The organism is Microbacterium sp. ZW T5_45, assembly GCF_044987415.1.
Classification (GTDB): domain Bacteria; phylum Actinomycetota; class Actinomycetes; order Actinomycetales; family Microbacteriaceae; genus Microbacterium.
Genome location: NZ_JBJDRJ010000006.1, coordinates 77,239 through 100,793, shown reverse-complemented (window position 1 = coordinate 100,793; position 23,555 = coordinate 77,239). Strand labels below are relative to the sequence as shown.

25 protein-coding genes are annotated in these 23,555 nt (G+C 68.2%); 2 read left to right on the top strand and 23 right to left on the bottom strand.

Annotated elements, in window-relative coordinates; all coding sequences use genetic code 11:
- Nucleotides 1-139: 139 nt before the first annotated feature.
- The 22 genes from ACI3KS_RS04605 to ACI3KS_RS04500 all read right to left on the bottom strand — a co-directional run bounded on the left by ACI3KS_RS04605 (nt 140) and on the right by ACI3KS_RS04500 (nt 20,821).
- Nucleotides 140-1,141: a hypothetical protein gene (locus tag ACI3KS_RS04605; protein WP_404915676.1), complete on the bottom strand. Its 1,002-nt coding sequence runs from the start codon at nt 1,139-1,141 to the stop codon at nt 140-142.
- Entirely contained in the window at nt 1,116-1,721 is a 606-nt protein-coding gene (locus ACI3KS_RS04600) for an RNA polymerase sigma factor (protein WP_404915674.1), read from the bottom strand. The genes ACI3KS_RS04605 and ACI3KS_RS04600 overlap by 26 nt, the downstream gene beginning before the upstream one ends.
- Before the next feature lie 57 nt (nt 1,722-1,778).
- Nucleotides 1,779-2,351: a GNAT family N-acetyltransferase gene (locus tag ACI3KS_RS04595; RefSeq protein ID WP_404915672.1), complete on the bottom strand. Its 573-nt coding sequence runs from the start codon at nt 2,349-2,351 to the stop codon at nt 1,779-1,781.
- 31 nt (nt 2,352-2,382) lie between these two features.
- Nucleotides 2,383-3,303 (bottom strand): RluA family pseudouridine synthase, encoded by a 921-nt coding sequence (locus ACI3KS_RS04590; RefSeq protein WP_404915670.1) that lies wholly within the window; start codon nt 3,301-3,303, stop codon nt 2,383-2,385.
- Complete coding sequence (gene lspA / locus ACI3KS_RS04585; protein WP_404915668.1) at nt 3,304-3,948, bottom strand: signal peptidase II; 645 nt, start codon at nt 3,946-3,948, stop codon at nt 3,304-3,306.
- A gap of 9 nt (nt 3,949-3,957) precedes the next feature.
- The gene (locus tag ACI3KS_RS04580) at nt 3,958-4,554 is read right to left on the bottom strand and encodes a DivIVA domain-containing protein (protein WP_404915666.1); all 597 of its coding nucleotides are present in this window, start codon (nt 4,552-4,554) and stop codon (nt 3,958-3,960) included.
- A gap of 152 nt (nt 4,555-4,706) precedes the next feature.
- Entirely contained in the window at nt 4,707-5,003 is a 297-nt protein-coding gene (locus tag ACI3KS_RS04575) for a YggT family protein (RefSeq protein ID WP_404915664.1), read from the bottom strand.
- Nucleotides 5,004-5,008: 5 nt separating this feature from the next.
- A complete protein-coding gene (locus ACI3KS_RS04570) occupies nt 5,009-5,488 on the bottom strand; it encodes a cell division protein SepF (RefSeq protein ID WP_404915662.1) in 480 nt (159 codons plus the stop codon).
- 43 nt (nt 5,489-5,531) lie between these two features.
- Nucleotides 5,532-6,254, bottom strand: a complete 723-nt coding sequence (locus tag ACI3KS_RS04565; RefSeq protein ID WP_404915660.1) for a YggS family pyridoxal phosphate-dependent enzyme — start codon at nt 6,252-6,254, stop codon at nt 5,532-5,534.
- Nucleotides 6,251-7,405 carry a cell division protein FtsZ gene (gene ftsZ / locus ACI3KS_RS04560; RefSeq protein ID WP_404915658.1) on the bottom strand — a complete coding sequence of 385 codons (1,155 nt, stop codon included), beginning with the start codon at nt 7,403-7,405 and terminating at the stop codon, nt 6,251-6,253. Before ftsZ ends, ACI3KS_RS04565 begins: the two co-directional genes overlap by 4 nt.
- 182 nt (nt 7,406-7,587) lie before the next feature.
- Complete coding sequence (locus ACI3KS_RS04555) at nt 7,588-8,529, bottom strand: FtsQ-type POTRA domain-containing protein (RefSeq protein WP_404915656.1); 942 nt, start codon at nt 8,527-8,529, stop codon at nt 7,588-7,590.
- Nucleotides 8,530-8,531: 2 nt separating this feature from the next.
- Nucleotides 8,532-9,932 (bottom strand): UDP-N-acetylmuramate--L-alanine ligase, encoded by a 1,401-nt coding sequence (gene murC, locus ACI3KS_RS04550; protein WP_404915654.1) that lies wholly within the window; start codon nt 9,930-9,932, stop codon nt 8,532-8,534.
- A 75-nt stretch (nt 9,933-10,007) separates the two neighbouring features.
- The gene (locus tag ACI3KS_RS04545; RefSeq protein WP_404915652.1) at nt 10,008-11,093 is read right to left on the bottom strand and encodes a UDP-N-acetylglucosamine--N-acetylmuramyl-(pentapeptide) pyrophosphoryl-undecaprenol N-acetylglucosamine transferase; all 1,086 of its coding nucleotides are present in this window, start codon (nt 11,091-11,093) and stop codon (nt 10,008-10,010) included.
- Complete coding sequence (ftsW, locus tag ACI3KS_RS04540; protein ID WP_404915650.1) at nt 11,090-12,295, bottom strand: putative lipid II flippase FtsW; 1,206 nt, start codon at nt 12,293-12,295, stop codon at nt 11,090-11,092. The genes ACI3KS_RS04545 and ftsW overlap by 4 nt, the downstream gene beginning before the upstream one ends.
- Nucleotides 12,264-13,802 carry a UDP-N-acetylmuramoyl-L-alanine--D-glutamate ligase gene (murD, locus tag ACI3KS_RS04535; protein ID WP_404915648.1) on the bottom strand — a complete coding sequence of 513 codons (1,539 nt, stop codon included), beginning with the start codon at nt 13,800-13,802 and terminating at the stop codon, nt 12,264-12,266. Before murD ends, ftsW begins: the two co-directional genes overlap by 32 nt.
- Nucleotides 13,792-14,904, bottom strand: a complete 1,113-nt coding sequence (gene mraY / locus ACI3KS_RS04530; protein ID WP_404915646.1) for a phospho-N-acetylmuramoyl-pentapeptide-transferase — start codon at nt 14,902-14,904, stop codon at nt 13,792-13,794. The genes murD and mraY overlap by 11 nt, the downstream gene beginning before the upstream one ends.
- On the bottom strand, nt 14,901-16,313 hold the full coding sequence (gene murF / locus ACI3KS_RS04525) for a UDP-N-acetylmuramoyl-tripeptide--D-alanyl-D-alanine ligase (RefSeq protein ID WP_404915644.1): 1,413 nt from the start codon (nt 16,311-16,313) through the stop codon (nt 14,901-14,903). The genes mraY and murF overlap by 4 nt, the downstream gene beginning before the upstream one ends.
- 31 nt (nt 16,314-16,344) lie before the next feature.
- A complete protein-coding gene (locus tag ACI3KS_RS04520; RefSeq protein ID WP_404915642.1) occupies nt 16,345-18,126 on the bottom strand; it encodes a peptidoglycan D,D-transpeptidase FtsI family protein in 1,782 nt (593 codons plus the stop codon).
- Nucleotides 18,127-18,155: 29 nt separating this feature from the next.
- Nucleotides 18,156-18,725, bottom strand: coding sequence for a hypothetical protein (locus ACI3KS_RS04515; protein WP_404915640.1), 570 nt, complete (start codon nt 18,723-18,725; stop codon nt 18,156-18,158).
- Complete coding sequence (gene rsmH, locus ACI3KS_RS04510; RefSeq protein ID WP_404915638.1) at nt 18,722-19,660, bottom strand: 16S rRNA (cytosine(1402)-N(4))-methyltransferase RsmH; 939 nt, start codon at nt 19,658-19,660, stop codon at nt 18,722-18,724. The genes ACI3KS_RS04515 and rsmH overlap by 4 nt, the downstream gene beginning before the upstream one ends.
- Before the next feature lie 105 nt (nt 19,661-19,765).
- Nucleotides 19,766-20,197, bottom strand: a complete 432-nt coding sequence (gene mraZ, locus ACI3KS_RS04505; protein ID WP_404915636.1) for a division/cell wall cluster transcriptional repressor MraZ — start codon at nt 20,195-20,197, stop codon at nt 19,766-19,768.
- Between the two features lie 246 nt (nt 20,198-20,443).
- Nucleotides 20,444-20,821: a DUF3040 domain-containing protein gene (locus ACI3KS_RS04500; protein ID WP_404915634.1), complete on the bottom strand. Its 378-nt coding sequence runs from the start codon at nt 20,819-20,821 to the stop codon at nt 20,444-20,446.
- Between the two features lie 97 nt (nt 20,822-20,918).
- Here ACI3KS_RS04500 and ACI3KS_RS04495 point away from each other — a divergent pair, with 97 nt between their 5' ends.
- On the top strand, nt 20,919-22,007 hold the full coding sequence (locus ACI3KS_RS04495; RefSeq protein ID WP_404915632.1) for a polyprenyl synthetase family protein: 1,089 nt from the start codon (nt 20,919-20,921) through the stop codon (nt 22,005-22,007).
- Here ACI3KS_RS04495 and ACI3KS_RS04490 read toward each other — a convergent pair whose 3' ends face one another.
- Nucleotides 22,008-22,361 carry an Rv2175c family DNA-binding protein gene (locus ACI3KS_RS04490; protein WP_404915630.1) on the bottom strand — a complete coding sequence of 118 codons (354 nt, stop codon included), beginning with the start codon at nt 22,359-22,361 and terminating at the stop codon, nt 22,008-22,010.
- A gap of 129 nt (nt 22,362-22,490) precedes the next feature.
- Here ACI3KS_RS04490 and ACI3KS_RS04485 point away from each other — a divergent pair, with 129 nt between their 5' ends.
- Nucleotides 22,491-23,492, top strand: a complete 1,002-nt coding sequence (locus tag ACI3KS_RS04485; RefSeq protein WP_404915628.1) for a LysM peptidoglycan-binding domain-containing protein — start codon at nt 22,491-22,493, stop codon at nt 23,490-23,492.
- The last annotated feature ends 63 nt before the right edge of the window (nt 23,493-23,555 follow it).

Sequence of the window (23,555 nt, the reverse complement as noted above, 5' to 3'; positions counted from 1 at the left end):
CATCCGACATCGCAGGCCGTGCGCCGCGGTATCGGCGTTGTCCCGGAGGCAGACGCAGGCGATCTCGCCGAGAAGGATCCTTCGCAGACCGTTCTCTCTCCGGCGGGATCGCCTGCCCCGGGCGAGAAGGATGCCAAGACTACGGCGCAGAGTCCACGACCTCGGAGGTGAACGTCATGCGCATGTCCGGAACCCCGTCGGGTGCGATGCCGGGTCCTGTGTTCCGCTGGATCGACGAGGAGTAGGAGCGCATCTGACCGCTGGCGACGTCGACCACCAGCGTCGAGACGAGGGTCTCCCCCGCGCCGATCTCCTCACTGCGCTCGAGCGTGATGAGTCCGTCTCGACTGTCGGTCACCGTGAAACCGGGCACGAGCGCAAGGGCGCGATAGGCCGCTGCCCGCAGGTCCGCCGGGGGAAGGTCCAGCCAGACGAGGTCCATCAGCGGCTTCACCTCGCTGCCCTGCCCCTCCTCCTTCGCCCAGGCGCGCAGCTCCTCCGGGTCGCGGGGAAGGCTGTCGTACTGGTCACGGAACCGGTCCAAGGGGGCGCCCCCTTGGATCCCCGCCGGAAGCGCCTCTATCCGGCCGGATCGGGTCTCCCCACCGGCACGCACGCTCTCCAGGAAGTCCTCTGCCCCTGAGCCGATCATCTCGACGATCTCCCGAGGCGCGCGGTCGTCGACGAGCCAGTCGTCGGCACGATCCGCAGGCACGTAGTAGACGGTGATGACGCGCTCGACAAATCCGGCATCCGCGCTCGGGTCGCGGGGAACGCCGTTGTCGGCGTTCGTGACGAGGTAGTCCGTCGTCACATCGGTCCGCAGGTACTGGCCGGCTTCCAGCAGCGGGCCGACAGGGCGCACCGACAGTGCGGCCTGCTCGAAGACCTCGGCCGCAGCGGCGCTCGGCGCCTCCGCCGGTGCGAGCACCCAGCCTGCGACCAGTGCCGTCACGGCGGCTCCGGCCACGAGTCCGCCGATGCCCGCACCCGCCCATGCCCTCTGCCGCCGTCGAGTCCGCTCCGGCCGGGCACTACGCGCCACCTCGCGCGTGAGGGCGAACCGCGCCGTCCGCACGGAGTCGTCCGTGACCGTCGCCTCCTCGACCCCGATCTCACGCACCCGCTCGATAAGCTCCATCGTTCTCCTCCTTCGCCATCCAGGTCAGCCGGGTCGCACTGTGCGAACCTGGCGGTGCGAGCTTGCGGCGGACGCGATTCAGTCGGGACCTGACGGTGCCGACCGGCACGCCCAGCGCATCGGCGATCTGCTCATAGGTCAGGTCTCCCCATGCATGAAGCAGGAGTGTGTCGCGGTCCCTCGAGGACAGCGCGGCGATCCGGGGCGCGAGATCCCGCAGCGCGGCGTCCGCATCGAGGCGCGCATCCGACGCGAGATGCGGTGTCTCCGCAGCCGCTTCGCTCGCTGATGCCGACACCGCGAACGCGCGCCACTGCCGCGCTTCGTCCGCACGATGGCGTGCGACGAGCCGGGTCGCGATCCCGAGGAGCCACGGTCGCGCCGACGCCGCATCCTGGTCGTATCCCGCACGCTTGCGGAAGGCGACGAGGAACGTCTCGCTGAGGACGTCCTCGATAGCGTCCGTGCCGACACGGCGTCGGATGTACCCTCCCACCGAGCGGACGTGCCTCTCGAAGATCTCGGCGAATGCGCCGGGGTCATCCAACGACCGCAGGATGATCTCGCTGTCTGTGCTCACACTATGTATTGCCCGTGCGCGGGGTTTCGGTTCACGAATTCTCGGCGCCGGCGCAGCTCAGCGCAGATCCCGTCGCATGAGCACCCGCGGGAAACCATCGAGGACCGACCCCGTGTCGGCGGCCTTGGCGAACCCTGCCGACTCGAACAGCGACCTGGTGCCGACGTAGGCCATCGTCTGGTTCACGGCAGCACCGGCATTGTCGAGCGGATACCCCTCGATCGCCGGAGCCCCGCGTTCACGCGCATAAGCGACCGCTCCGTCGACGAGTGCATGCAACACGCCCTGTCCGCGATGCCCCGGGCGCACTCTGAAGCACCACAGCGACCACACGTCGAGATCATCGATATGCGGGATCAGGCGATTACTGGCGAAACTCGTGTCTCGTCGTGGATGCAGCGCCGCCCACCCGATCGGCTCGCCGCCGATGTATGCGATGACGCCCGGCGGCGGGTCGTGATCGCACAGCTCGCGTACCTTCGCCGACCGATCCGGCTCGCGAAGCTTCTTCGCCTCGGTCGATCCCAGCCGGTAGTTCAGGCAGAAGCACACGTTCGATGAGGGGTTCTTCGGTCCGACGACGGCCGCGACATCGTCGAACTCCGTGGCCGGACGCACCTCTATTCTCATAGGATCAGTGTGCCAGCGGCATCCGACATCCTCACTCGCCTCGCAGCACCTCGAGAGCATGCTGGAAGTCGGCGGGATAGCCGGACTCGAACTGCACCCACTCCCCCGACGCCGGGTGTGTGAACGCCAACTGGTGCGCGTGCAGCCACTGCCGGGTAAGACCCAGCCGCGCGGACAGCGTCGGGTCGGCTCCGTAGAGCGGGTCGCCGACGCACGGATGCCGCATCGCGGCCATGTGCACCCGGATCTGGTGCGTTCGGCCGGTCTCGAGATGGATCTCGAGCAGCGACGCTCCGGGAAAAGCCTCGAGGGTCTCGTAGTGCGTCACGGATGGCTTGCCGTCCGGCCGCACCGCGAACTTCCACGAATGACTCGCATGACGGCCGATCGGCGCGTCGATCGTGCCGACGAGCGGATCGGGGTGACCCTGCACGACCGCGTGATAGATCTTCTCGACGGTGCGCTCCTTGAACGCCCGCTTGAGCGCGGTGTACGCGCTCTCGGTCTTCGCGACGACCATCAAGCCGCTGGTGCCCACGTCCAGACGGTGCACCACACCCTGACGCTCGGGCGCGCCGCTGGTGGCGATGCGGAAGCCCGCCGCGGCGAGAGCACCGACCACGGTGGGTCCGTCCCAGCCGAGCGACGGATGGGCCGCGACACCGGTCGGCTTGTCCACCACCACGATGTCGTCATCGTCGTAGACGATCCCCAGCTCCGGAACAGCCACAGGGATGATCCGCGGCTCCTCCTTCGGCTGCCATTCGACGTCGAGCCAGCCGCCGCCGCGCAGCCGATCGGACTTGTCCAGCGCCACGCCGTCGAGGCTCACGCCGCCGGCCGCGGCGACCTCCGCGGCGAAGGTCCGAGAGAATCCCAGCATCTTCGCCAGCGCCGCATCCACGCGCACACCGTCGAGTCCGTCGGGGACGGGCAGGGAGCGGGACTCCACTCAGCGCTCCCCTGTCGCAGTGCCCGCGTCGGTGATACCGCCGACCTCGGTCTCGGCGTCGGTGGCGGGCTCAGGCGCCTCCTCGGCGATCGCAGCCGCCTCGGCTTCCTCATCGGTCTCCACGGGCGCGTGGTCGCGCTCGCGGGTCCCGTCGAAACGGAGCCCGAACACCACGAGCAGAGCCACCGAGATCATTCCGCTGACGATGAAGATGTCCGCGACGTTGAAGATCGCGGGAAGCATCCACGGCATCGAGATCATGTCGACGACGTGTCCGACGGCGAATCCCGGTTCCCGGAAGAGCCGGTCGCCGAGGTTGCCCAGCACTCCGCCGAGCAGGCAGCCGAGCACGACGGCCCAGAGGCGCGAGCGCAGGCCCGTGGCCTTCCAGACGATCACCACGGCGACGACCGTGAGTGCGATCGTGAAGATCCAGGTGACCTCGGAGCCGAGAGAGAAGGCGGCACCCGAGTTGCGCACGTAGTACAGCTGAAGGAACTCACCGAGAACCGGGACCGCCTCGTGCAGAGGCAGGTTCTCGACCGTGAGGTACTTCACAAACTGATCGGCGGCCAGCACCACCGCTGCGAGAATCGCAACGATGGCACCGGCCGCCGACCGACGAAGGGGACGACGTCCTGACAAGAGGGCGCCTTACAGGCCGATCGCGGAGACCGGAGTGTTGTCCGTCGACGCCGACTTCTCGTCGAGGTCGCGAAGCTGGCCCTCGATGTAGCTGCGCAGCTGCGTGCGGTAGTCGCGCTCGAAGTTGCGGAGCTCGGTGATGCGAGCCTCGAGGGCGTTGCGCTCGCGCTCGTGGCGGGCGGTCTCCTCGCGCTGCTTGGTCTCAGCCTCCGTGCGGATGCGGTTGACCTCGTTCTCGGCGTCTGCGATGAGCTGGTTGCGCTTCGCCTCACCCTCGGCGACGTGCTCGTCGTGAAGGCGCTGGGCGAGCTCGATGATGCCTGCGGTCGCGGTTGCAGAGCCGGACGGCGCGGGCTCCGCGGGAACCGGTGCAGGCTCGACGACGGGCGCAGGGACCTCGGCGACCGGGGCCGCCTCGGCGGGAGTCGCCTCGCCGGACTCGTATGCGGCGAGCTTGGCCTTCAGCTCGGCGTTCTCCTCGAGCGCCTTGCGCCACTCGATGACGATCTCGTCGAGGAAGTCGTCCACCTCGTCCGGGTCGAAACCGTCCTTGAAGCGGACGTGCTGGAACTGCTTGGTGACGACGTCATCCGGGGTGAGTGCCATGATGGCTCCTTCGATGAGTTCGGTTGCCAGTTGTGAATGGCGCGGTCGTGATGAGGCGCGAACCCGGGGCGCGCACCTGGGAGCCAAGCATAGCCCCCGCACCTGTCAGGCGCGATGTCGCGACACCCCGGGGTCACGAAGTGACGTCGGGGTCAGGTGAAGATGCTGACGATGTTCATGAGGATCAGGACGACGAGGATCGTCAGCGAGAAGCCGAAGTCCAGGGAGATCGTACCGATCCGCAGCGGAGGGATGAACCGGCGGAAGAACCGGATCGGCGGATCGGTGATCGTGTACGCGAACTCGGCGGCGACCAGACCGAATCCCTTGGGTCGCCACTCCCGATTGAACATCGGGATGTAGTCGAGGATCAGCCTCGCGAACAGCACGAGCAGATACAGCAGCAGCGCCAGATGGACGATGCTGGCGAAGACGGAGACCAGCCCCACGGATGTCAGGAGTGGTCGAAGCCCGCAGACTCGGAGTCTGCGTGCGCGATGCCGCCGTGACCGGAGACCGCGATGTTCTCGGGCGACAGTAGGAAGACCTTCGACGTCACGCGCTCGATGCGGCCGTGCAGGCCGAGCGAGAGACCGCTGGCGAAGTCGATGAGACGACGTGCGTCCGCATCGCTCATCTGCGACAGGTTGATGATGACCGGCACGCCTTCACGGAAGCTCTCGGCGATGAACTGCGCATCGCGGTACTGCTTCGGGTGCACGGTGAGGATCTCGTTCACTGCCCCTCCTGCGGGCTGACGCACGGCGACCGGGCGGCGGAGCGGAGTGATGGGAGCCGGAGTGGGCTCTTCGCGCTCGCGCTCGCGCTCACGTTCCCGCTGGGAACGCGCCGGAGCCTGCGTCTCTTCTTCGTAGACTTCTTCCTCGTCGGCGAGGCCGAGGTACACCATGGTCTTCTTCAGCGGGTTACCCATCGTGTCCTCCGGTTCGAACGATTCGGGCTGGTCTTGTGACAGGTTAACCCCGGTCAGGCCGGGGTCCGGTGATTGCGGAGCCGATCCGCAGGTGTGTCGCGCCCGCAGCGATGGCGATCTCGAAGTCGCCGGTCATCCCGGCGGAGATCCACGTCGCCGCAGGATCGACCGAGCGGATGCCGTCGGCGATCACCCGCAGACGCTCGAAGGCCGGGGTCGGATCCTCGTCGAGCGGGGCTACGGCCATTACTCCGCGCAATCGCAGAGAGGAAAGCGTCTTGACGTGCTCGGCGAGTGCGCGGGCCTCGCCGGGCGCCACACCGCCCCGCCCCGGGTCGTCCGTCAGGTTGACCTGCACGAGGACGTCCAGCACGTCATCCGAGTCGGCGGCACGATGCAGCGCGTCGGCGAGTCTCGATCTGTCCACGGAGTGCACGGCATCCGCACTCCGTCTGATCGCCGCGGCCTTGTTGGTCTGGGCCTGGCCGATGAAATGCCACCGCAGATCGTCGAGGTCGGTGAGATCGGCCGTCTTCGCGCTGAGTTCCTGCTGGCGGTTCTCGCCGACCTCCCTCACGCCGAGCCCATGGAGCTCGCGCACGAGGGACGCAGGGTGGAACTTCGTCACGACGATGCGGGTGATCTCACTCGCATCTCGCCCAGCCGACCGCGCGGCGTCAGCGATCCGCAGATCGATCGCCGACAGCCGCTCGGCAAGGCCGACGGGCTCCCGCCCTCCGGGGGCGGAAGCCTCGCTTCCGATCACTTCAGGAATTCGGGGATGTCGATGTCGTCATCCGCGATGGCCGGCTCGATGCTGGTCGTCGCGTAGCGCTGCTGCTGCACCGGCTCCGCCTCGGCGGGCTTCTCCACCGGAGCCGACTCCGTGGTCTCCTCAGCGAGGGCGACCTCGGGGAGCGTCGTCGCGGCGGGGCGCGACACGACCATCGGGTCGAGGCGGAGAGAGGGCTCGCCTCCGTCGAAGCCTGCCGCGATCACGGTCACGCGCACCTCGTCGCCGAGGGTGTCGTCGATGACCGTTCCGAAGATGATGTTGGCCTCGGGGTGCGCCGCCTCCTTCACGAGGTCTGCTGCATCGTGGATCTCGAAGATCCCGAGGTTCGATCCGCCCTGGATCGACAGCAGCACGCCGTGAGCTCCCTCGATCGACGCCTCGAGCAGCGGCGACTCGACCGCGAGCTCGGCGGCCTTGATCGCACGATCCGCACCGCGCGCCGATCCGATACCCATGAGCGCGGACCCCGCCCCCTGCATCACCGACTTGACGTCGGCGAAGTCGAGGTTGATGAGACCGGGGGTCGTGATGAGGTCGGTGATGCCCTGGACACCCGCGAGGAGCACCTGGTCGGCGGTGGCGAACGCCTCGATCATCGAGATGCCCCGGTCGCTGATCTCGAGGAGACGGTCGTTCGGCACCACGATGAGGGTGTCGACCTCTTCCTTGAGCTTGGCGACGCCAGCCTCGGCCTGGCTCTGGCGACGACGCCCCTCGAACGAGAACGGCTTGGTCACGACACCGATGGTCAGCGCGCCGATCGACTTCGCGATGCGGGCGACGACGGGCGCGCCACCGGTTCCGGTTCCGCCGCCCTCACCCGCGGTGACGAAGACCATGTCGGCCCCGGTGAGGGCCTGCTCGATCTCCTCGGCGTGGTCCTCTGCGGCCCGACGACCCACCTCGGGGTCGGCGCCCGCGCCGAGACCGCGCGTGAGCTCGCGGCCCACGTCGAGCTTGACGTCGGCGTCGCTCATGAGCAGCGCCTGGGCGTCGGTGTTCACGGCGATGAACTCGACGCCGCGCAGGCCGAGCTCGATCATGCGGTTCACGGCGTTGACGCCGCCACCGCCGACGCCGACGACCTTGATCACGGCGAGGTAGTTCTGGTTCTGGCTCATGGCCGGCCTCCGAGGTATTCGAGCCTGATGTTTAGGGTGATACCGAAAGCCTGAACCTTAAACCTCAACTAGAAGTGTAAAGTATTTCCCGGTATCTGTTTCTCTTGTTTCGAAGGTAAGCGCCGACGGCGCACCGATCTGCCACCGGCACGGGCGTGTCGTGTGTTTGGCGTGGAAACCCGTCACCCGATGACGACGACGTCGGGAGAGCTGACATCGATGGATCCCGCGTCCGGATTGATCGCGATGGACCTTGCCAGCGCGACCCCCTTCACGACCGAGTCCTCCGCACTCCCCCAGATCACCGTCAATCCGGATGCGAGCGTGAGTGTGACGTCGTCCGCCGTCGAGGCCGTGACCCCGGTGAGCATCGCCCGCACGTCTGCGGGAAGCGACCGGACGACGAGACCTGCACTCTCGAAGGCCCGCGAGTTCGTTCCCCCCGCGATATCGAGGATGGGCTGCCCCGCGGGCTGGTCGGTCGTCGTCGAGAGCACGACCCCCGCCGCATCGACCAGGGTGTAACCGGCATCCGATCGAATCACTCCCACCGGCGTCCGCTCGACGATGCGCACGGTCAGATCATGCGGCGGCTGCGCCTCGAGGGCATACGTCTCGATCAGCGGGAAGGCGAGCAGGGCCGCCTTGATCTCGCTCGAGCTCACCAGCGCGAGCGGAGTTCCGATCTGATCACCCAATGCGGCTTCGACGGCGGCAGGATCGAGCGTCGACGCACCGACCACGGTGATCTTCTCGACCGCGAACAGCGGGCTGTACGCCGCCGCGACGCTGCCGCCGATGAGCAGGAGCACCGCACCCAGCGCGCTCAGCCAGACGAGGCGACGACGTCGCGATCGCTGGGTGAAGCGGCGGATCTCCGCTCGCAGCGCCTTCCGCCGCGCCCGTGACGCCCGCCACACGTCGCGTGCAGACGTCGGCTGCTCGCTCTCGTCGATGATCGCCGCCTCGTCGATGACGGCCGTCTCCCCGCCGGGGACATGCTCGTCGCGCTCGCTCTGCTCCGGCTCGTCACCGACGACGGGAACCCGTGGACTCCGACGTGCAGGAGGATCCTCGCGCCGCGGACGCTCCGGGGTGCTCGGAAGAGGAGCGGGGCGCCGCATGGTCAGCCCCGGGCGGGTGCGCGCAGGGAATCGAGGACCTGCGGGATGATCTGGTAGACATTGCCGCAGCCCAGCGTGATGACGAAGTCCCCCTCGCCGGCGACGCGCGCGGTGTAGTCGGCCGCCTCCTGCCAGTCCGGGACGTAGTGGACGTGCTCAGGGTCGGCGAAGGCGCCGGAGACGAGCTCGCCGGTCACGCCGGGCACGGGGTCCTCCCGCGCGCCGTAGACGTCGAGCATGACGGTGTGGTCGGCGTACTGCTCGAGCACCTCGGCGAACTCGCGGTACATGTGCTGGGTGCGCGAGTAGGTGTGCGGCTGCTGGATCGCGATGATGCGTCCTGCGCCCGCGATGGAGCGCATCGCCTCCAGTGCGGCGCGAACCTCGGTCGGATGGTGGGAGTAGTCGTCGTAGACGGCGACCCCGCGCTCCTCGCCGTGCTTCTCGAGTCGCCGCACGGTTCCGGCGAATCCTTCGACGGCACGGGCGGACTCCTCCAGACCGAAGCCGAGGGCCCGCAGCACGGCGATCGCGCCGGTCGCGTTGACGGCGTTGTGCACGCCGGGAACCGCGAGCTGCAGACGCGTCGTCTCGCCCGCGTGGGTCACGGTGGCCGCGACCCCCGCTCCGGTCGTCACGTCGGTGATCCGGACGGCCGCGTCGTCGGCGAAGCCGAAGGTGATCACGTTCGGATGCGACAGCCTGGCACCGACGCGCAGCGCGCCGGCGTCGTCGCTCGAGATGACGACCGCCTCGGAGGCGGCATCGGCGAATCGGACGAACGCCTCGTGGAACGCCTCGTCGGAGCCATAGTGATCGAGGTGGTCGGGATCGACGTTGGTGATCAGTGCGACGGCTGTGTCGTAGAGCAGGAAGGTGCCGTCGGATTCGTCGGCCTCGATCACGAACAGGTCGCTCGAACCTGTGGCGCTCGAGACGCCGAGCTGCTCGATCACTCCGCCGTTCACGAAGTTCGGGTCGGCACCGAGCGCCTGGAGGGCGGTCACGATCATCCCCGTCGAGCTGGTCTTCCCGTGTGCACCGGCGACCGAGACGAGGCGACGGGACCCGATCAGCCAGTGCAGCGCCTGGGAACGGTGGATGACGTGCAGTCCGCGCTCCTTCGCGAGCACGAACTCGGGGTTCTCCGGCCAGATCGCTCCCGTGTGCACCACGGTGTCCGCATCGCCGAGATGCGCGGCGTCGTGGCCGACGTGCACCGTGGCACCGGCCTCGGCGAGGGAGCGCAGCGCGGCGCTGTCGGCTCGGTCCGAACCGGAGACGCGGATGCCGGCATCCAGGAACATCCGAGCCAGGCCGCTCATGCCGGAGCCGCCGATGCCGATGAAGTGCGCCGAGGTGATGTCCTCGGGGATGGGGAGGGAGAGGTCAGGTCTGATCATGTCGTCCTCAGTCTACGTTCGGGTCGGCCGTGGGGCCGGAGCCGTGGGGCGTCGGCGCGATCGGCGTCGCGGCGTTCAGCGGGAGCCGCTGTCGACCAGCGCCCTGTCGACCAGCGCGATGACGTTCTCGGTGCCGGAGCGGGTGCCGACCTTCTCGGCGGCAGCCGCCATGCGCGCGATGCGTGCGGGGTCCGCGAGGAGCGGGATCACGATGCGCCGAACGGCGTCTCCGTCGAACGTCGCATCATCGAGCAGCTCCGCTGCGCCGGCAGCGACGGCGGACGCCGCGTTGAGCCGCTGCTCGCCATTGCCCACCGAGTACGGTACGTACAGCGCGGGGATGCCGAGGGCGCTGATCTCGCTGACGGTCGCCGCGCCGGAGCGGGACACGATCAGGTCCGCGAGGGCGAAGGCGAGATCCATGCGGTCGACGTACCGACGAAGGGCGTAGCCGGGCACCTCGGGGTCGGCGAGATCACTGCGTTCGCCGGTGACGTGCAGCAGCTGCCAGCCGGCCGCGAGAACGTCGGCCCACGACCCGGCGAGGGCCTCGTTGAGTCGCTGTGCGCCCAGGGAGCCGCCGAACACCAGCAGCACGGGTCGCCCGGCGTCGAGCCCGAAGTATTCGGCGGCCTCGTCCCGGCGCGCAGCGCGGTCCAGGGCGATCACCTCGCGCCGCAGCGGCATCCCGACGACTTCTCCGCCGCGCAGGGGCGTGCCGTCGAACGCCACTCCCGTCGCGGCGGCCCCACGCGCGCCGAGCACGTTGGCGAGACCGGGCTTGGCATTGGCCTCGTGCACGACGAACGGGATTCCCTCCCGTCGCGCCGCGACGTAGGCGGGAGCGGAGGCATAGCCGCCGAAGCCGACGACTACATCGACTCCATGGTCGCGGATGTGCGCGCGCACCTGGGCGATCGCCCTCCGGAAGCGCCCGGGGAAAGCGAGGGCCTGCCGATTCGGGCGGCGGGGGAAGGGCACCTTGTCGACGATCAGGAGCTCGTAGCCGCGCTCCGGCACGAGCCGCGCCTCGAGGCCTTCCGCCGTGCCGAGGACGAGGACCTCGGCCGAACCGTCGCGTTCGCGGAGACCGTCGGCGACGGCGAGCAGCGGATTGACATGGCCGGCGGTTCCCCCGCCGGCGAGAAGGTACGTGGTCACTGAGAGACCTTACCCCGCTCGGCTGCAGGAAGAGTGCGCGCGAAGGCCAGCAGGACGCCGCAGGCGATGAGCACGGCGAGGAGGGCGGTACCGCCCTGTGACATGAACGGCAGCGGCACGCCCATGACGGGGAAGATCCCAATGACGACGCCGATGTTGAGGATCGCCTGACCGACGATCCACACCGTGATCCCGCCGGCCGCGACACGGATGAACGGGTCGCGCGTCTTGCGGATGATGTGGAAGACGCCGACGGCGAAGATCGCGAACAGCGCGAGGACGATCAGGCATCCGATGAGGCCCAGCTCCTCGCCGACGATCGCGAAGATGAAGTCGTTTCCCGCGGCGGGCAGCCACCCGTACTTCTCCTGCGAGTTGCCGAGACCGACGCCGAAGATCCCTCCGGTGGCCATGCCCCACATGCCATGGATCGACTGGTAGCAGTTGTCGGTGTAGGCGGACATGTCGGTGCACACCGCGGTGATACGCCGCATCCGGTCCTCGCTCGTCAGCGCGAGCGCGAGCACCGAGAGCACGCCGAGGATCACGGGAATGATGAACAGCCGCAGCTTGACGCCCGAGAAGAACAGACAGCCCAGCAGCACGAGCACCAGCACCATCGCGGTGCCGAGATCCTTGCCGGCGAGCACTGTGCCGATCGCCAGCGCACTCACCGGCACCACGGGGATGAAGACCTGGTGCCACGTGTTCAGCATGGTCTGCTTGCGCAGCAGCACGTAGCCGATCCACACCGCGAGGGCGAGCTTGAGGAACTCGGACGGCTGCAGCTGGAAGCCGGCGATCTTGATCCAGTTGCGGTTTCCGCCGTCCTCGATCCCGAGAGGCGTGAACACGAGCATCTGCAGCGCCACGGCGCCGAACAGCGCCGGCCACGCCATCTTCTTCAGGAACGCGATCGGCGACCGCGAGATCACGAACATCAAGGGGATGCCGATCACGGCGAACACTCCTTGACGGAGGGCTCCGTCCAGCGGGTTCTGCCCGTCGGCGACCGCCATCGCGCTCGTCGCCGAGAGCACCATCACGACGCCGAAGACCGTGAGCAGGAGCGCCGTCGAGGCGATCATCAGGAACTCGGTGGACGGCGGCGTGAACCGGCGGCCGAGTGACACCCGAGCCGCGAGTCCGCGGAACGAGCGCTCCGAGGAGTCAGTGCGCGGTGTGCGCTCCACCTGCGTCATCGGCGTTCCCCCGCTCGATCCAGCCCCGCACCGCTTCGGCGAAGCGGTGGCCCCGATCCGCGTAGCTGGAGAACTGGTCGAAGGATGCCGCGGCGGGGGCCAGCAGAACCGTGCCCTCGCCATCGACGATCCCGGCCGCGATCTCCACGACGCGGTTCATGACCTGTCCAGTCTCGGCGGCATCCACCTCGAACACCGGCACCCCAGGCGCGTGTCGCCGGAATGCCGCAACGACGCCGTCGCGTTCGACGCCGATCACCACCGCGGCACGCGCGGTCGCGCCCGCATCGGCGACGAGTTCCGCGATGTCGACGCCCTTGAGATCTCCGCCCACGACCCACACGGCGCCGGGATAGGCGCGGAGCGATGACGCTGCGGCGTGCGGGTTCGTCGCCTTCGAGTCGTCGATCCAGGTGATGCCCTCGTGACGCGCGATCACCTGGATGCGGTGCGCGTCGAGCGTGAAGGCCTGCAGCGCGGAGTGGATCGCCTCGGGGGCGACGCCGAGGGACCGGGCGAGGGCGCTCGCGGCGAGGATGTTCTGGACGATGTGCGGAGCGGCGAGACCGACGCTCTCGAGATCGGCGATCGTCGTGAGCTCCAAAGCGGTGCTGCGGCGGTCGTCGAGGAACGCGCGATCCACGAGCAGTCCCTCGACAACACCGAGATCGCTGGGGCCGGGGATGCCGAGATCGAAGCCGATGGCACGGGCGCCCTCCACCACCTCGGCTTCCTCGACCATGCGGCGCGTGGCCTCGTCGGCCTTGTTGTACACGCAGGCGACCCGGGTGTTGCGGTAGACGAGGGCCTTCGCGTCGCGATAGGCCTCGGCGCTGCCGTGCCACACGAGGTGATCGTCGGCGAGGTTCAAGCACACCGCCGCATGGGGGAACAACTGCCCCTCGATGCGCGACTGCCCCAGATACCAGAGCTGATGGCTGGAGAGTTCGACGACGAAGACGTCGAAGCCCGCCGGATCCCGCACGGCGTCGAGCACGGGCACGCCGATGTTGCCGCAGGGAGCGGCGCGAAGGCCGCCCTCGACGAGCAGCGACGCGGTGAGCTGCGTCGTCGTCGTCTTGCCGTTGGTTCCGGTGATAAGCACCCAGTCCGCGGGCGTCCCGTCCGCACGCACGACTTTGTCGCGCAGACGCCAGGCGAGTTCGACGTCGCCCCACAGGGCGATCCCGGCATCCCGCACCCACCGGATGACCGGATGCGAGGGTGCGAACCCTGGTGACGCGATCACGACATCGGGAGCGAAGGCGACAAGGGCCGGCGGCACCTCGGCGAGAGAGCCGAGGGCGAGGCCCGCGCCGATCACCGGCAGCAGCCGCTCGTACTCCTCGTCGGCGGACTCGCTGAGCACGAGGACTTCGGCCTTGAGCTCGGTGAGCGTGTCGGCGACCGAGAAGCCCGTCATCGACAGGCCGAGCACCGCGACGCGGAGACCCGACCAGTCGGAGTTCCAGCTGGTGAGTCCGGCGAGGCGTTCGTCAACCGACACGGGTCAGCCACTCCACGTAGAAGAGCCCGACGGCCGACACCGCCAGGAGACCTGCGATGATCCACATCCGGACGACAATGGTCACCTCCGACCACCCCCGCATTTCGAGGTGGTGGTGGAACGGACTCATCAGGAACAGCCTCTTGCCGCGCGTGACCTTGAAGTAGATGCGCTGCAGGATCACCGAACCCGAGGAGATGATGAACACGCCGGCGATCACGAGGAGCAGGAGCTCGGTGCGGGTGAGGATCGCCATCGCGGTGATCACACCGCCGATCGCCATCGAGCCGACGTCACCCATGAAGACCTTCGCCTTCGGCGCGTTCCACCACAGGAAGCCGACGAGTCCCGACGCGAACGAGGCGGCGATGATCGCGAGGCTGAAGGGATCCCTCACCTCGTAGCAGCCCGCCAGCGCGGCACTCTCGACACCGTCGCCCACGCAGGACTGCTTGAACTGCCAGAAGGCGATCAGGCTGTACGCGCCGACGACGAGGACGCCCGCGCCCGCGGCGAGACCGTCGAGGCCGTCGGTGAGGTTGACGCTGTTCGACGTCGCGACGCCGATGACCGAGATCCAGATCAGATACAGCGCCCACCCGACGATCGCGGTGAACGCGAAGAGATTGAGCCACGGGATGTCCCGGAACAGCGAGATCGCCCCGGATGCCGGAGTCTGGTCGAACTTGTTCGGGAAGTTCAGCGCGACGATGCCGAAGGGGATGATGACGATGAGCTGGCCGATGATCTTGCGCCAGCCCGAGAGGCCGAGGCTGCGCTGACTGCGGACCTTCATGTAGTCGTCGATGAAGCCGACGCCTCCGAAGCCGATCATCAGCCAGATGACCAGGAGCGCGGAGAGACCTGGGGTGCCGCCGCCGACGTAGACGCCGGTGAAGTAGCCGACGATCGTGCCGACGATGAAGATCACGCCGCCCATCGTGGGGGTACCCCGCTTCGCCTCGTGGCTGGGGTTCTCGATCGCTTCGGGGGTTCGGATGACCTGCCCCCAGCCCCACTTCCGGAAGAGTCGGAGGAAGACCGGGGTCAGGAACAGGGAGAAGGCGAGCGAGATGGCCGCCGCCATGATGAGAGACCTCACGAGAACAATTCTCCCAGACGATCGCCGAGGTGCCGAAGCCCCACGGAGTTGGACGACTTCACGAGAACGCGGTCACCGTCGCGCAGCTCGGTCGTGAGGTAATCGAACGCGGCGTCCTGATCTTCGAAGAACACGGCTTCACTGTCCCAGGATCCCTCGCCGATGGCGGAGATGAAGAGGCGCCGCGCCTCGGGCCCGACGACGACGATCCGCTGGATGTTCAGTCGCACGGCGAGCAGACCGATCCGGTCGTGCTCCTCCCCCGCGGTCTCGCCGAGTTCGCTCATGGCTCCCAGCACCGCGACCGTGCGCTCCTCGGGTCCGGTGATCTGCGCGAGCGTGCGCAGAGCGGCCGCCATGGAGTCGGGACTCGCGTTGTACGCGTCGTTGATGATCCGCACCCGGTCGTTGCCGAGCGGCTGCATGCGCCAACGCTCGGCGATGTCGAGGGTCTCGAGCCGGGCGATCGCGTCCGCCGGTGCGACGCCGAGCACTCCGGCCGCGGCGATCGCGGCGAGGGCGTTGTTCACGTGGTGGGCGCCGAGCACGCGCAGACGCAGCGGATACCGCTCGCCGGCGACCTCGATCACGCTCGTCGTGCCGGAGGCGGAGACGACGAGGTCGTGGGCGCGGACATTGGCCGCGGTCGACTGGCCGAATCCGACGACCGTCATTCCCCGGGAGTCCGCGATCTCGCGCATCGCGGCGACACGCGGGTCGTCGACGTTCAGCACGGCGGTTCCCGACGGGAGCGCCGCGGCGACGAGCTCGGACTTCGCCTTGGCCGTCGCCTCGATTCCGCCGAACCCGCCCGCGTGCGCCAATCCGACCATGAGCACGACCGCCACATCCGGCTCGACCAGGCCGGCGAGACGGGCGATGCTTCCGGGGCCGTCCGCGCCGAACTCGCTGACGAGGTACCGCGTGTCGTGCGTCAACCGCAGCATCGTGACCGGAGCGCCGACCTCGTTGTTGTACGAGTTGATCGGGGCGACAGTCTCGCCCTCGTCGGCGAGGATGCGTGCGAGGAAGTTCTTCGTCGTGGTCTTGCCGTTGGAACCCGTGATGCCGACGATCTTGAGGCGACCGCCGGCCCGCACCCGGGAGACGACCTCTCGGGCGAGGTCGGCCAGCGCAGCGACGGCATCCGGCACGACGATCTGCGAGATCGACACGTCGACGGGATGCTCCACGATCGCGAGGGCGGCTCCGGCCTGCGCCGCGGCACCGACGAAACGGTGTCCGTCGGTCTCCGCTCCGGGCTTGGCGACGAACACCGATCCGGACGACATGTTCCGGGAATCGGTGTCCACGACGCCGTCGACGACGGTATCCGCCGAATCGGTTCCGGCGAGGCGCAGCTCACCACCGAGGACGGCGGCGATCTCAGCGAGCGACAGGGCGATCATGACATCTCCAGGCGCGGCGTCGGGGCGCCGGCTAGTTGAACTTGGGAAGAAGGTCGTCCATGGGGACGGTCGAGGGCTGGACGCGGTAGGTCTTCAGGACCTGCGTCATCGCCTTCTGGAAGGCGGTGGCCGTCGCGGCGGACGATGTAACTCTAGTCGGCTGGTCGAGCGTGACCATCACGACGTACTGGGGGTCGTCGACGGGAGCGACGCCCACCATGCTCGTGTAATACACGCCGGACTTGTATCCGCCGTTGCCGTCGGGGATCTGCGCGGTACCTGTCTTGCTCGTGATCCGGTACCCCGGGACCTCGATCCGCTCGGCGTTGCCGCCCTGCACGGCCACGTTCTCGAGCATGCGCATGAGATCGGATGCCGTGGACTGCTGGATGATCTGCTCGTGCTCGGGTGCCGGCGACTCGTGCACCGTGCCGTCGGCATCCGTGCACGACTCGATCAGGGACAGGTCGATCTTCTCGCCGCCGTTCGCGATCGCCTGGTACGCGCCGGCGACCTGCGGTGCGGTCACCGTGAAGTACTGGCCGAACGTGGTCGTGTACAGGGACTGGTTGTCCCAGTCGCTCGTCGGGTGGAGGTCACCTGATGCCTCAGCCGGGAACCCGATCGTGGGCGTGCCGACGCCGAACCTCTGGAGATAGTCGTATCGCACGTCAGGGCTGACCATGGTGCCGAACTTCGACAGCGCCACGTTGGACGAGTCGATCAGGGCTCCGGCCAGCGTGTAGTTGTACGTCGGGTGCGAGAAGGCGTCGTTGATGACGGCGCCGTTCGGGAAGTTCTCGCGGGACGATGCGCTCACCGTCGGGCTGGTCGGCGTGACGCCCGCGTTCTCCATGACCGCGGCGGCGGTGATCGCCTTGAAGGTCGACCCCGGTTCGAACGGATAGCTGAAGAGCTTGCTGGTCCACGTGTTCGGGTCCGTCGCGTCGAGGTCGTTGGGGTCGTAGGTCGGCCACTCGGCGGCCGCCCTGATCTTCCCGGTCTTCACCTCGACGACTGTGACGGTGCCGCCCTGGGCCCCCTGGATCTGCGCCTCCTCGGCGATCATCTGCTGCAGGTACCAGTTCAGGTCGCTGTTGATCGTGAGCTGCACGGTCCCGCCGTCAACGGCGGGCACGGTGCGCTCGCTGCCGGGGATCACGACCCCGCCCTCACCCGAGCGGTAGCTGATCTCTCCGTCGGTCGGTGCAAGGCACTTCTGCGCCATCTGCTCGACACCGGTCTGGGCATCGCCAGCGCCGTTGAGGTAGCCCACGAGGTTCGCCGCGACCGCACCGTTCGGGTACACCCGCTCCTCGCGCGGCTGCATGCTCAGGTACGACGTCACCCCGAGGTCCTTCAGCTCGATGTACTGCTCGGTGGTGAGCCCCTTCTTCAGGAACAGATACTGCGAGTCGGGGTTCTCCGCCAGCGCCGCGGCGACGTCCGCACGCAGGGTGTCGGCGTCGAGGCCGGCGATCTCCGCGATGCGGGTGGACGCCTCGGCCCAGGGCAGCTTCGGGGGGTTCTTCTCGTTCTCCTCGGTGAGCCGGATCACCTGCGGGCTGAGCTGGGCGTCGTACACCGTGACGCTCTCCGCGAGCACTGTGCCGTCGGCATCCACGATGGTGCCGCGCTGCCCGGCTATGGTCTTCCCACCGCTGAGGTAGTTGAGCGACTCGTTGACGTGCTCGTCGGCGTTCACGACCTGGATGTCGACGAGCCGCACGATGAAGGCCGCGAGGATCGACAGGATGACCGCCAGTGCGACGACGGTGCGTCGCCGGGGACTCCGGGTGGCTCGTGTCGTCATGGGGATCGTCTCCGTCGGATGGGTCGGGGTCAGTGCGTGGTGGGGCTGGGCAGTCCATCGGTGATCGCCGGCGGCAGCTGCTCCGCCTCCGGCGTCGGTTGCTCCGTCACCGGCGCGTCGTTCGCGTCAGCGGCAGCAGGGGGAACGAGCAGCGAATTGCTGACCGCGCCCGTGCCGTTCGGGTCGACCGTCGACGTTGATCCCGATCCAGCACCGCTGCCGAGCACCGATCCATCACTCAGCCTCAGGTACGACGGAGATCCGGCGACGATCATGCCGAGCCCCGCGGCGCTCGTCGCGAGGGCCTGCGGCGAGCTGGTGCCGGTGAGCTCCTCTTGCAGGGCTTGGCTCTGCAGATCGAGTTCATGCTGTTGCGCGGTGAGCGACGCGAGGGTGTACGAATCCTGCGTGATCGCGAGTGACAGTCCGATCTGCGCGGCACCGATCGCGACCGCGCCCGCCAATGCGACGAGCGCGTAGACGAGCTTCGGTCGCCGACGCGGCGCGGCGGCGGGGACCGCTTCGAGACGGGGACGGGACGGCGCAGTCACCGACGTCGGAGTGATCCGCGGGGCGTGGACCGCTGCGTTCAGGCTCATGCGCTCTCCCTGATCTTCTCTGCGGCGCGCAGGCGGACGGGGATCGCCCGCGGGTTGCGCGCGCGCTCATCGTCATCGGCGAGCTCCGCACCGCGTGTGAGGATGCGGAACTTCGGCGCATGCTCCGGAAGCTCCACGGGCAGCCCCTTCGGGGCGGTCGACGCGGCGCCAGCGGCGAACGCCTGCTTGACAAGTCGGTCCTCGAGCGATTGGTAGGACATCACGACGATCCGCCCACCGACGCTCAGAGCATCCATGGCGGCGGGGATCGCGTCGGCGAGCACGTTGAGCTCGGCGTTGACCTCGATGCGCAGGGCCTGGAACACCCGCTTCGCCGGGTGTCCTGCGCGCTGGGCTGCAGCCGGGGTCGCGGCGATGAGGATGTCTACGAGTTCACCCGACCGCGTGATCGGCGCCTTCTGGCGGGCATCGATGATGAATCGCGCATAGCGTCCGGCGAGCTTCTCCTCGCCGTAGCGCTCGAAGATCCGACGGAGATTGCCCTCGCTGTACGTCGCGATGACCTCCGCGGCGGTGACGCCCTTCGTCTGATCCATCCGCATGTCGAGCGGCGCATCCTTGGAGTACGCGAAACCACGCTCCGCCTCGTCGAGCTGCAGGGACGAGACGCCCAGGTCGAAGAGGATGCCGGCGGCGCCCTGCGCGTGCAGTCCGATCTCGTCGTACACCGTATGCACGAGGGTGATGCGATCGCGGAAGCGCGCCAATCGCTCCCCCGCGATGCGGAGGGCGTCGGTGTCGCGGTCGAGCCCGACGAGGCGGATGTTCGGGAATCGCTCGAGCAGCGCCTCGGAGTGCCCGCCCATGCCGAGCGTCGCATCGACGAGCACCGCTCCGTCCGCCTGGAGGGCAGGAGCGAGCAGCTCGACGCATCGATCGAGCAGGACGGGGGTGTGGATGTCTCGGAGGTTCATGATCTTTCTCGGGTGCGACCTTCGGTTCTGATCCCCCTCCGCTTCTCGACCCGGCGCCGGGGAAGTGGCGTCGGGGCAGGAGCGGCGGGGCATCACAACCGCAGGTCAGAAGAGTCCCGGGATCACCTCCTGCTCCAGGTCTGCGTAGGTCTCCTCGCCGGCGGCGAGGTAGTCGTTCCAGCTCTGGGCGTCCCAGATCTCGGCGTGGGCGCCGACACCCGTGACGACGAGCTCCTTCTGGAGCCCGGCGTACTGCCGGAGATGCTGCGGGATGGTGATGCGGTTCTGGCTGTCGGGCATCTCCGCACTGGCACCGGAGAGGAACATGCGCATGAAGTCACGCGCCTGCTTGTTCGCGAGCGGCGCCTGACGGAGCTTCTCGTGCACGACCTCGAACTCGGCCGTACTGAAGACGTAGAGGCATCGGTCCTGACCTCGAGTGACGACGATTCCGCTGCCGAGGTCCTCGCGGAACTTCGCAGGGAGGATGACCCTCCCCTTGTCGTCCAACTTCGGAGAATGCGTTCCCAGCAGCATCAGCCATCACCCCCTCTACGTCCGGCCAACTCGAGGTGCGCCCCACTTTACTCCACTTCACTCCACAAACCTATGGAAATCTCGGTGGCATGCTCATCGGCGGTGATCAGCACTCGCCGTGACGCCCGGAATTCCGGGGAAATCCGCGGTGGAGGCCGAGTGGAGGGAAAATGGAGGAGGGTGACGTAGCAGGGACAGCAAAAAGGCCCGGATGCGATGCATCCGGGCCTTTCGAGATGTGTGCGGTCAGTGACCGTCTTGGCGGCGATCCCACCTGTCGTTCATGCGGTCCATGAACGACCCCGACTTCTGGGTCTGGCGAGCGCTCGCCTTCTCGCGGGGAGGAGCGGCGGCCGAGCGACGAACGGGGGTGACGGCGACCATCACACCGCCGAGCATGGCCGCGAAGGCCACGACCCCGACGACGATTCCCCAGACGTCTCCGAGCACGACTCCGACGACCAGTCCGCCGACGCCGGCGAGCAGGAGCAGTGCTCCATAGACGAGATTTCGATAGCTCAGCGTTCGTTCGCCGTTCGGCGCGCTGACGACGTCTGCGTCGTTGTGGAGGAGATGGCGTTCCATCTCATCGAGCAGACGCTGCTCCTGTTCGGAGAGTGGCATTTCGTCCCCCTCGGGTATCTTCCGATCATTCTACGCGCGCGCGATCCGCATCGGGTAGCCGTTCGGCCCTGGATTCCCTTTACGTATGCTGGGAGTCGTGTCGTCCGCCCCCGCCGTCTCCGAAGCCGTCGCCGCCCGCCTCGAGAAGTTCCTCGAGACCAGGAGGTCGGAAGCGTCGGACTACGGCGAGGACGCCGCGGCGATGATCGATGCCGCCGCAGCCACGCTCGTCGGCGGCAAGAGACTGCGCGCACGCTTCTGCCATACCGGCTGGCGCGCGGTCGCGCGCGTCCGTGACCCCCGTGCAACCGAGACGACGGCCCTCTGGGATGTGTGCGCGGCGCTGGAGATCTTCCAGTCCGCGGCGCTCGTTCACGACGACATCATCGACAACTCCGACACCCGCCGCGGACGCCCCTCCGCGCACCGACTCCTCGAACGCGCGCACATCGACGCGGGCTGGACCGGGGATCCGGCGTCGTTCGGACGCTCAGCGGCGATCCTGCTCGGAGACCTCCTCGTGGCCTGGAGCGACGATCTGCTCGAGGAGGCTCTGCGCGATGAGGAGCATGCGCAGGTGGTCCGCCGCGAGTACGGCCGCATGCGCCGTGACGTCACGGTCGGCCAGTACCTGGACATCGCCGAGGAGTCGGCATGGAGCGTGAACGACCCCGAGTCCCATCTCGATCGTGCGCTGCGCATCGCCTCGTTGAAGTCCGCGAGATACAGCATCGAGCAGCCCCTCGTCCTCGGCGCGGCCTTTGCAGGCGCCGACGACGGACAGCTGCGCGCACTCCGCCGGTTCGGCCATCCGGTCGGGATGGCCTTCCAGCTGCGAGACGACGTGCTCGGCGTCTTCGGCGATGAGTCGCGGACGGGCAAGCCCGCCGGCGACGACCTCCGCGAGGGCAAGCGCACGGCTCTCGTCGCGCTGACGCGGCAGACACTGGATGCCCCATCGCGCACCGCCTTCGACCGGATGCTCGGCGACCCCGGACTCGCCTCGGAGCAGGTGGCCGCGCTGCAGACGATGATCGACGGGTCCGGAGCGCTCGCTCGGCTGGAGGCGATGATCGACGACTACGCCGCCAGTGCCGACCGCGCTCTCAGCGGTGCGTCGCTCGACGAGGATGCTGTCGGCGCGCTGCGCGAGCTCGCGACCGCCGCGACGATCCGATCCGCCTGATCAGGCGAGGGTGCGCGCGAGCCGACGGACCTCGCTCTTGTGCCCGGCGAGCAGCGCGGCGATCGGCGATCGCCCCAGCGTGTCGTCCTCCCCCAGCAGCCAGTCGATCAGCTCGTCGTCGCTGAACCCGGCGTCCTGCAGCGCGATGACCGTTCCGCGCAGCGACGGCAGCGGATGTCCATCCACGATGAAGACGGCAGGCACCGCGAACACACCGCTGCGCTTGGACCCGACGAGGTAGTGCTCATCGATCAGTCGGCGTACCCGTCCGAGGGACTCGTCCAGGACCTCGACGAGGTCGGGCAGGGTCAGCCAGTCGGAGGCGGCGATCTCGGTGTTTCCTGTTGCAGACACGATGCAACTATCTCATCTCCGCCCGCAGGGCGCATTTTCACACCTGTCACATCTGTCACTCCAGCCACTCTGATTGACATCTGTTTCCTCACATGCGAGCGTGGATGGACGCCGAACCAGGGGGCTTCCATGAGACCGAAGATCGCCGGACAAGCGCGTGGCCTGCGGATCGGAGTACCCGCGGCTGCCGCCATCGGCGCGCTCGCCGGCACCCTCGCCGCTCCCCCGGCATCAGCGTCGGCATCCCACCCGGTGGAAGCGCGGGTCGATGCGCCCCGCCCCACCGCCGTCGGAGGCGGCGCTCTCCCGGCTCGGACCCCGACCACCGGCGCGGACGCCGCGACCACGTACACCGTGCGATCGGGCGACACCGTCTGGGACATCGCACAGCGCCACTCGACCACGGTGGATGCCGTCCTCTCCGCCAACGGACTCACCCGCGACTCGATCATCCGACCAGGGCAGACCCTCACGATCGGAGTGGGTGCTGCCATCGCGCCCGCCGCGACGAGTTCGCCCGTGTCGGACGCCTCAGCCTCCGACGAGTCCGACGCCGCGCACGTCGTCGTCGCCGGAGAGACGCTGTTCGGCATCGCACGCACCCACGGCGTCACCCTCGACTCGCTGTATTCGTGGAACGGCCTAGACGGCTCGTCGATCATCTACCCCGGCCAGAGCATCCGTGTGGCGGCGCCGGTCGCCGGGACCGATCAGCTGTCTGCCGACCTCGACGCCGAACAGCGATCGAACGCCGCCCTCATCATCCGCATCGGTCGAGAGCGGGGCGTCGGGGATCGCGGCATCGCGATCGCTCTGGCCACGGCCATGGCCGAATCCAGTCTGCGCAACGTCGCGCACGGCGATCGCGACTCCCTCGGCCTGTTCCAGCAGCGCCCCAGCACCGGCTGGGGAACTCCCGAGCAGATCCTCGACGCCGATCGCAGCATCCGCGTCTTCTTCGGCGGCGTCGGCGATCCCGACGGCTCCCAGACCCGCGGCCTTCTCGACATCACCGGCTGGGAGCAGCTCCCTTTCTCGGCGGCGGCCCAGGCCGTGCAGATCTCCGGGTATCCGGACATCTACGGGCGGTGGGAGTCGCAGGCCATGCGGTGGCTGGCACAGCTGTCGTGACGGTCCCGGCAAACCCGCACCCGTCAGGGGCGAGCCGTTGCCGAGGCTTTCAGGCTGCGATCA

Excerpts from the sequence above, each read along its gene's own strand:
- ACI3KS_RS04605 (WP_404915676.1), bottom strand. The coding sequence starts at position 1,141 with ATGGAGCTTATCGAGCGGGTGCGTGAGATCGGGGTCGAGGAGGCGACG.
- ACI3KS_RS04595 (WP_404915672.1), bottom strand. The coding sequence starts at position 2,351 with ATGAGAATAGAGGTGCGTCCGGCCACGGAGTTCGACGATGTCGCGGCC.
- ACI3KS_RS04580 (WP_404915666.1), bottom strand. The coding sequence starts at position 4,554 with ATGGCACTCACCCCGGATGACGTCGTCACCAAGCAGTTCCAGCACGTC.
- ACI3KS_RS04570 (WP_404915662.1), bottom strand. The coding sequence starts at position 5,488 with ATGGGTAACCCGCTGAAGAAGACCATGGTGTACCTCGGCCTCGCCGAC.
- ftsZ (WP_404915658.1), bottom strand. The coding sequence starts at position 7,405 with ATGAGCCAGAACCAGAACTACCTCGCCGTGATCAAGGTCGTCGGCGTC.
- ACI3KS_RS04555 (WP_404915656.1), bottom strand. The coding sequence starts at position 8,529 with ATGCGGCGCCCCGCTCCTCTTCCGAGCACCCCGGAGCGTCCGCGGCGC.
- murC (WP_404915654.1), bottom strand. The coding sequence starts at position 9,932 with ATGATCAGACCTGACCTCTCCCTCCCCATCCCCGAGGACATCACCTCG.
- ftsW (WP_404915650.1), bottom strand. The coding sequence starts at position 12,295 with ATGACGCAGGTGGAGCGCACACCGCGCACTGACTCCTCGGAGCGCTCG.
- murF (WP_404915644.1), bottom strand. The coding sequence starts at position 16,313 with ATGATCGCCCTGTCGCTCGCTGAGATCGCCGCCGTCCTCGGTGGTGAG.
- ACI3KS_RS04520 (WP_404915642.1), bottom strand. The coding sequence starts at position 18,126 with ATGACGACACGAGCCACCCGGAGTCCCCGGCGACGCACCGTCGTCGCA.
- ACI3KS_RS04515 (WP_404915640.1), bottom strand. The coding sequence starts at position 18,725 with ATGAGCCTGAACGCAGCGGTCCACGCCCCGCGGATCACTCCGACGTCG.
- rsmH (WP_404915638.1), bottom strand. The coding sequence starts at position 19,660 with ATGAACCTCCGAGACATCCACACCCCCGTCCTGCTCGATCGATGCGTC.
- mraZ (WP_404915636.1), bottom strand. The coding sequence starts at position 20,197 with ATGCTGCTGGGAACGCATTCTCCGAAGTTGGACGACAAGGGGAGGGTC.
- ACI3KS_RS04500 (WP_404915634.1), bottom strand. The coding sequence starts at position 20,821 with ATGCCACTCTCCGAACAGGAGCAGCGTCTGCTCGATGAGATGGAACGC.
- ACI3KS_RS04485 (WP_404915628.1), top strand. The coding sequence starts at position 22,491 with ATGAGACCGAAGATCGCCGGACAAGCGCGTGGCCTGCGGATCGGAGTA.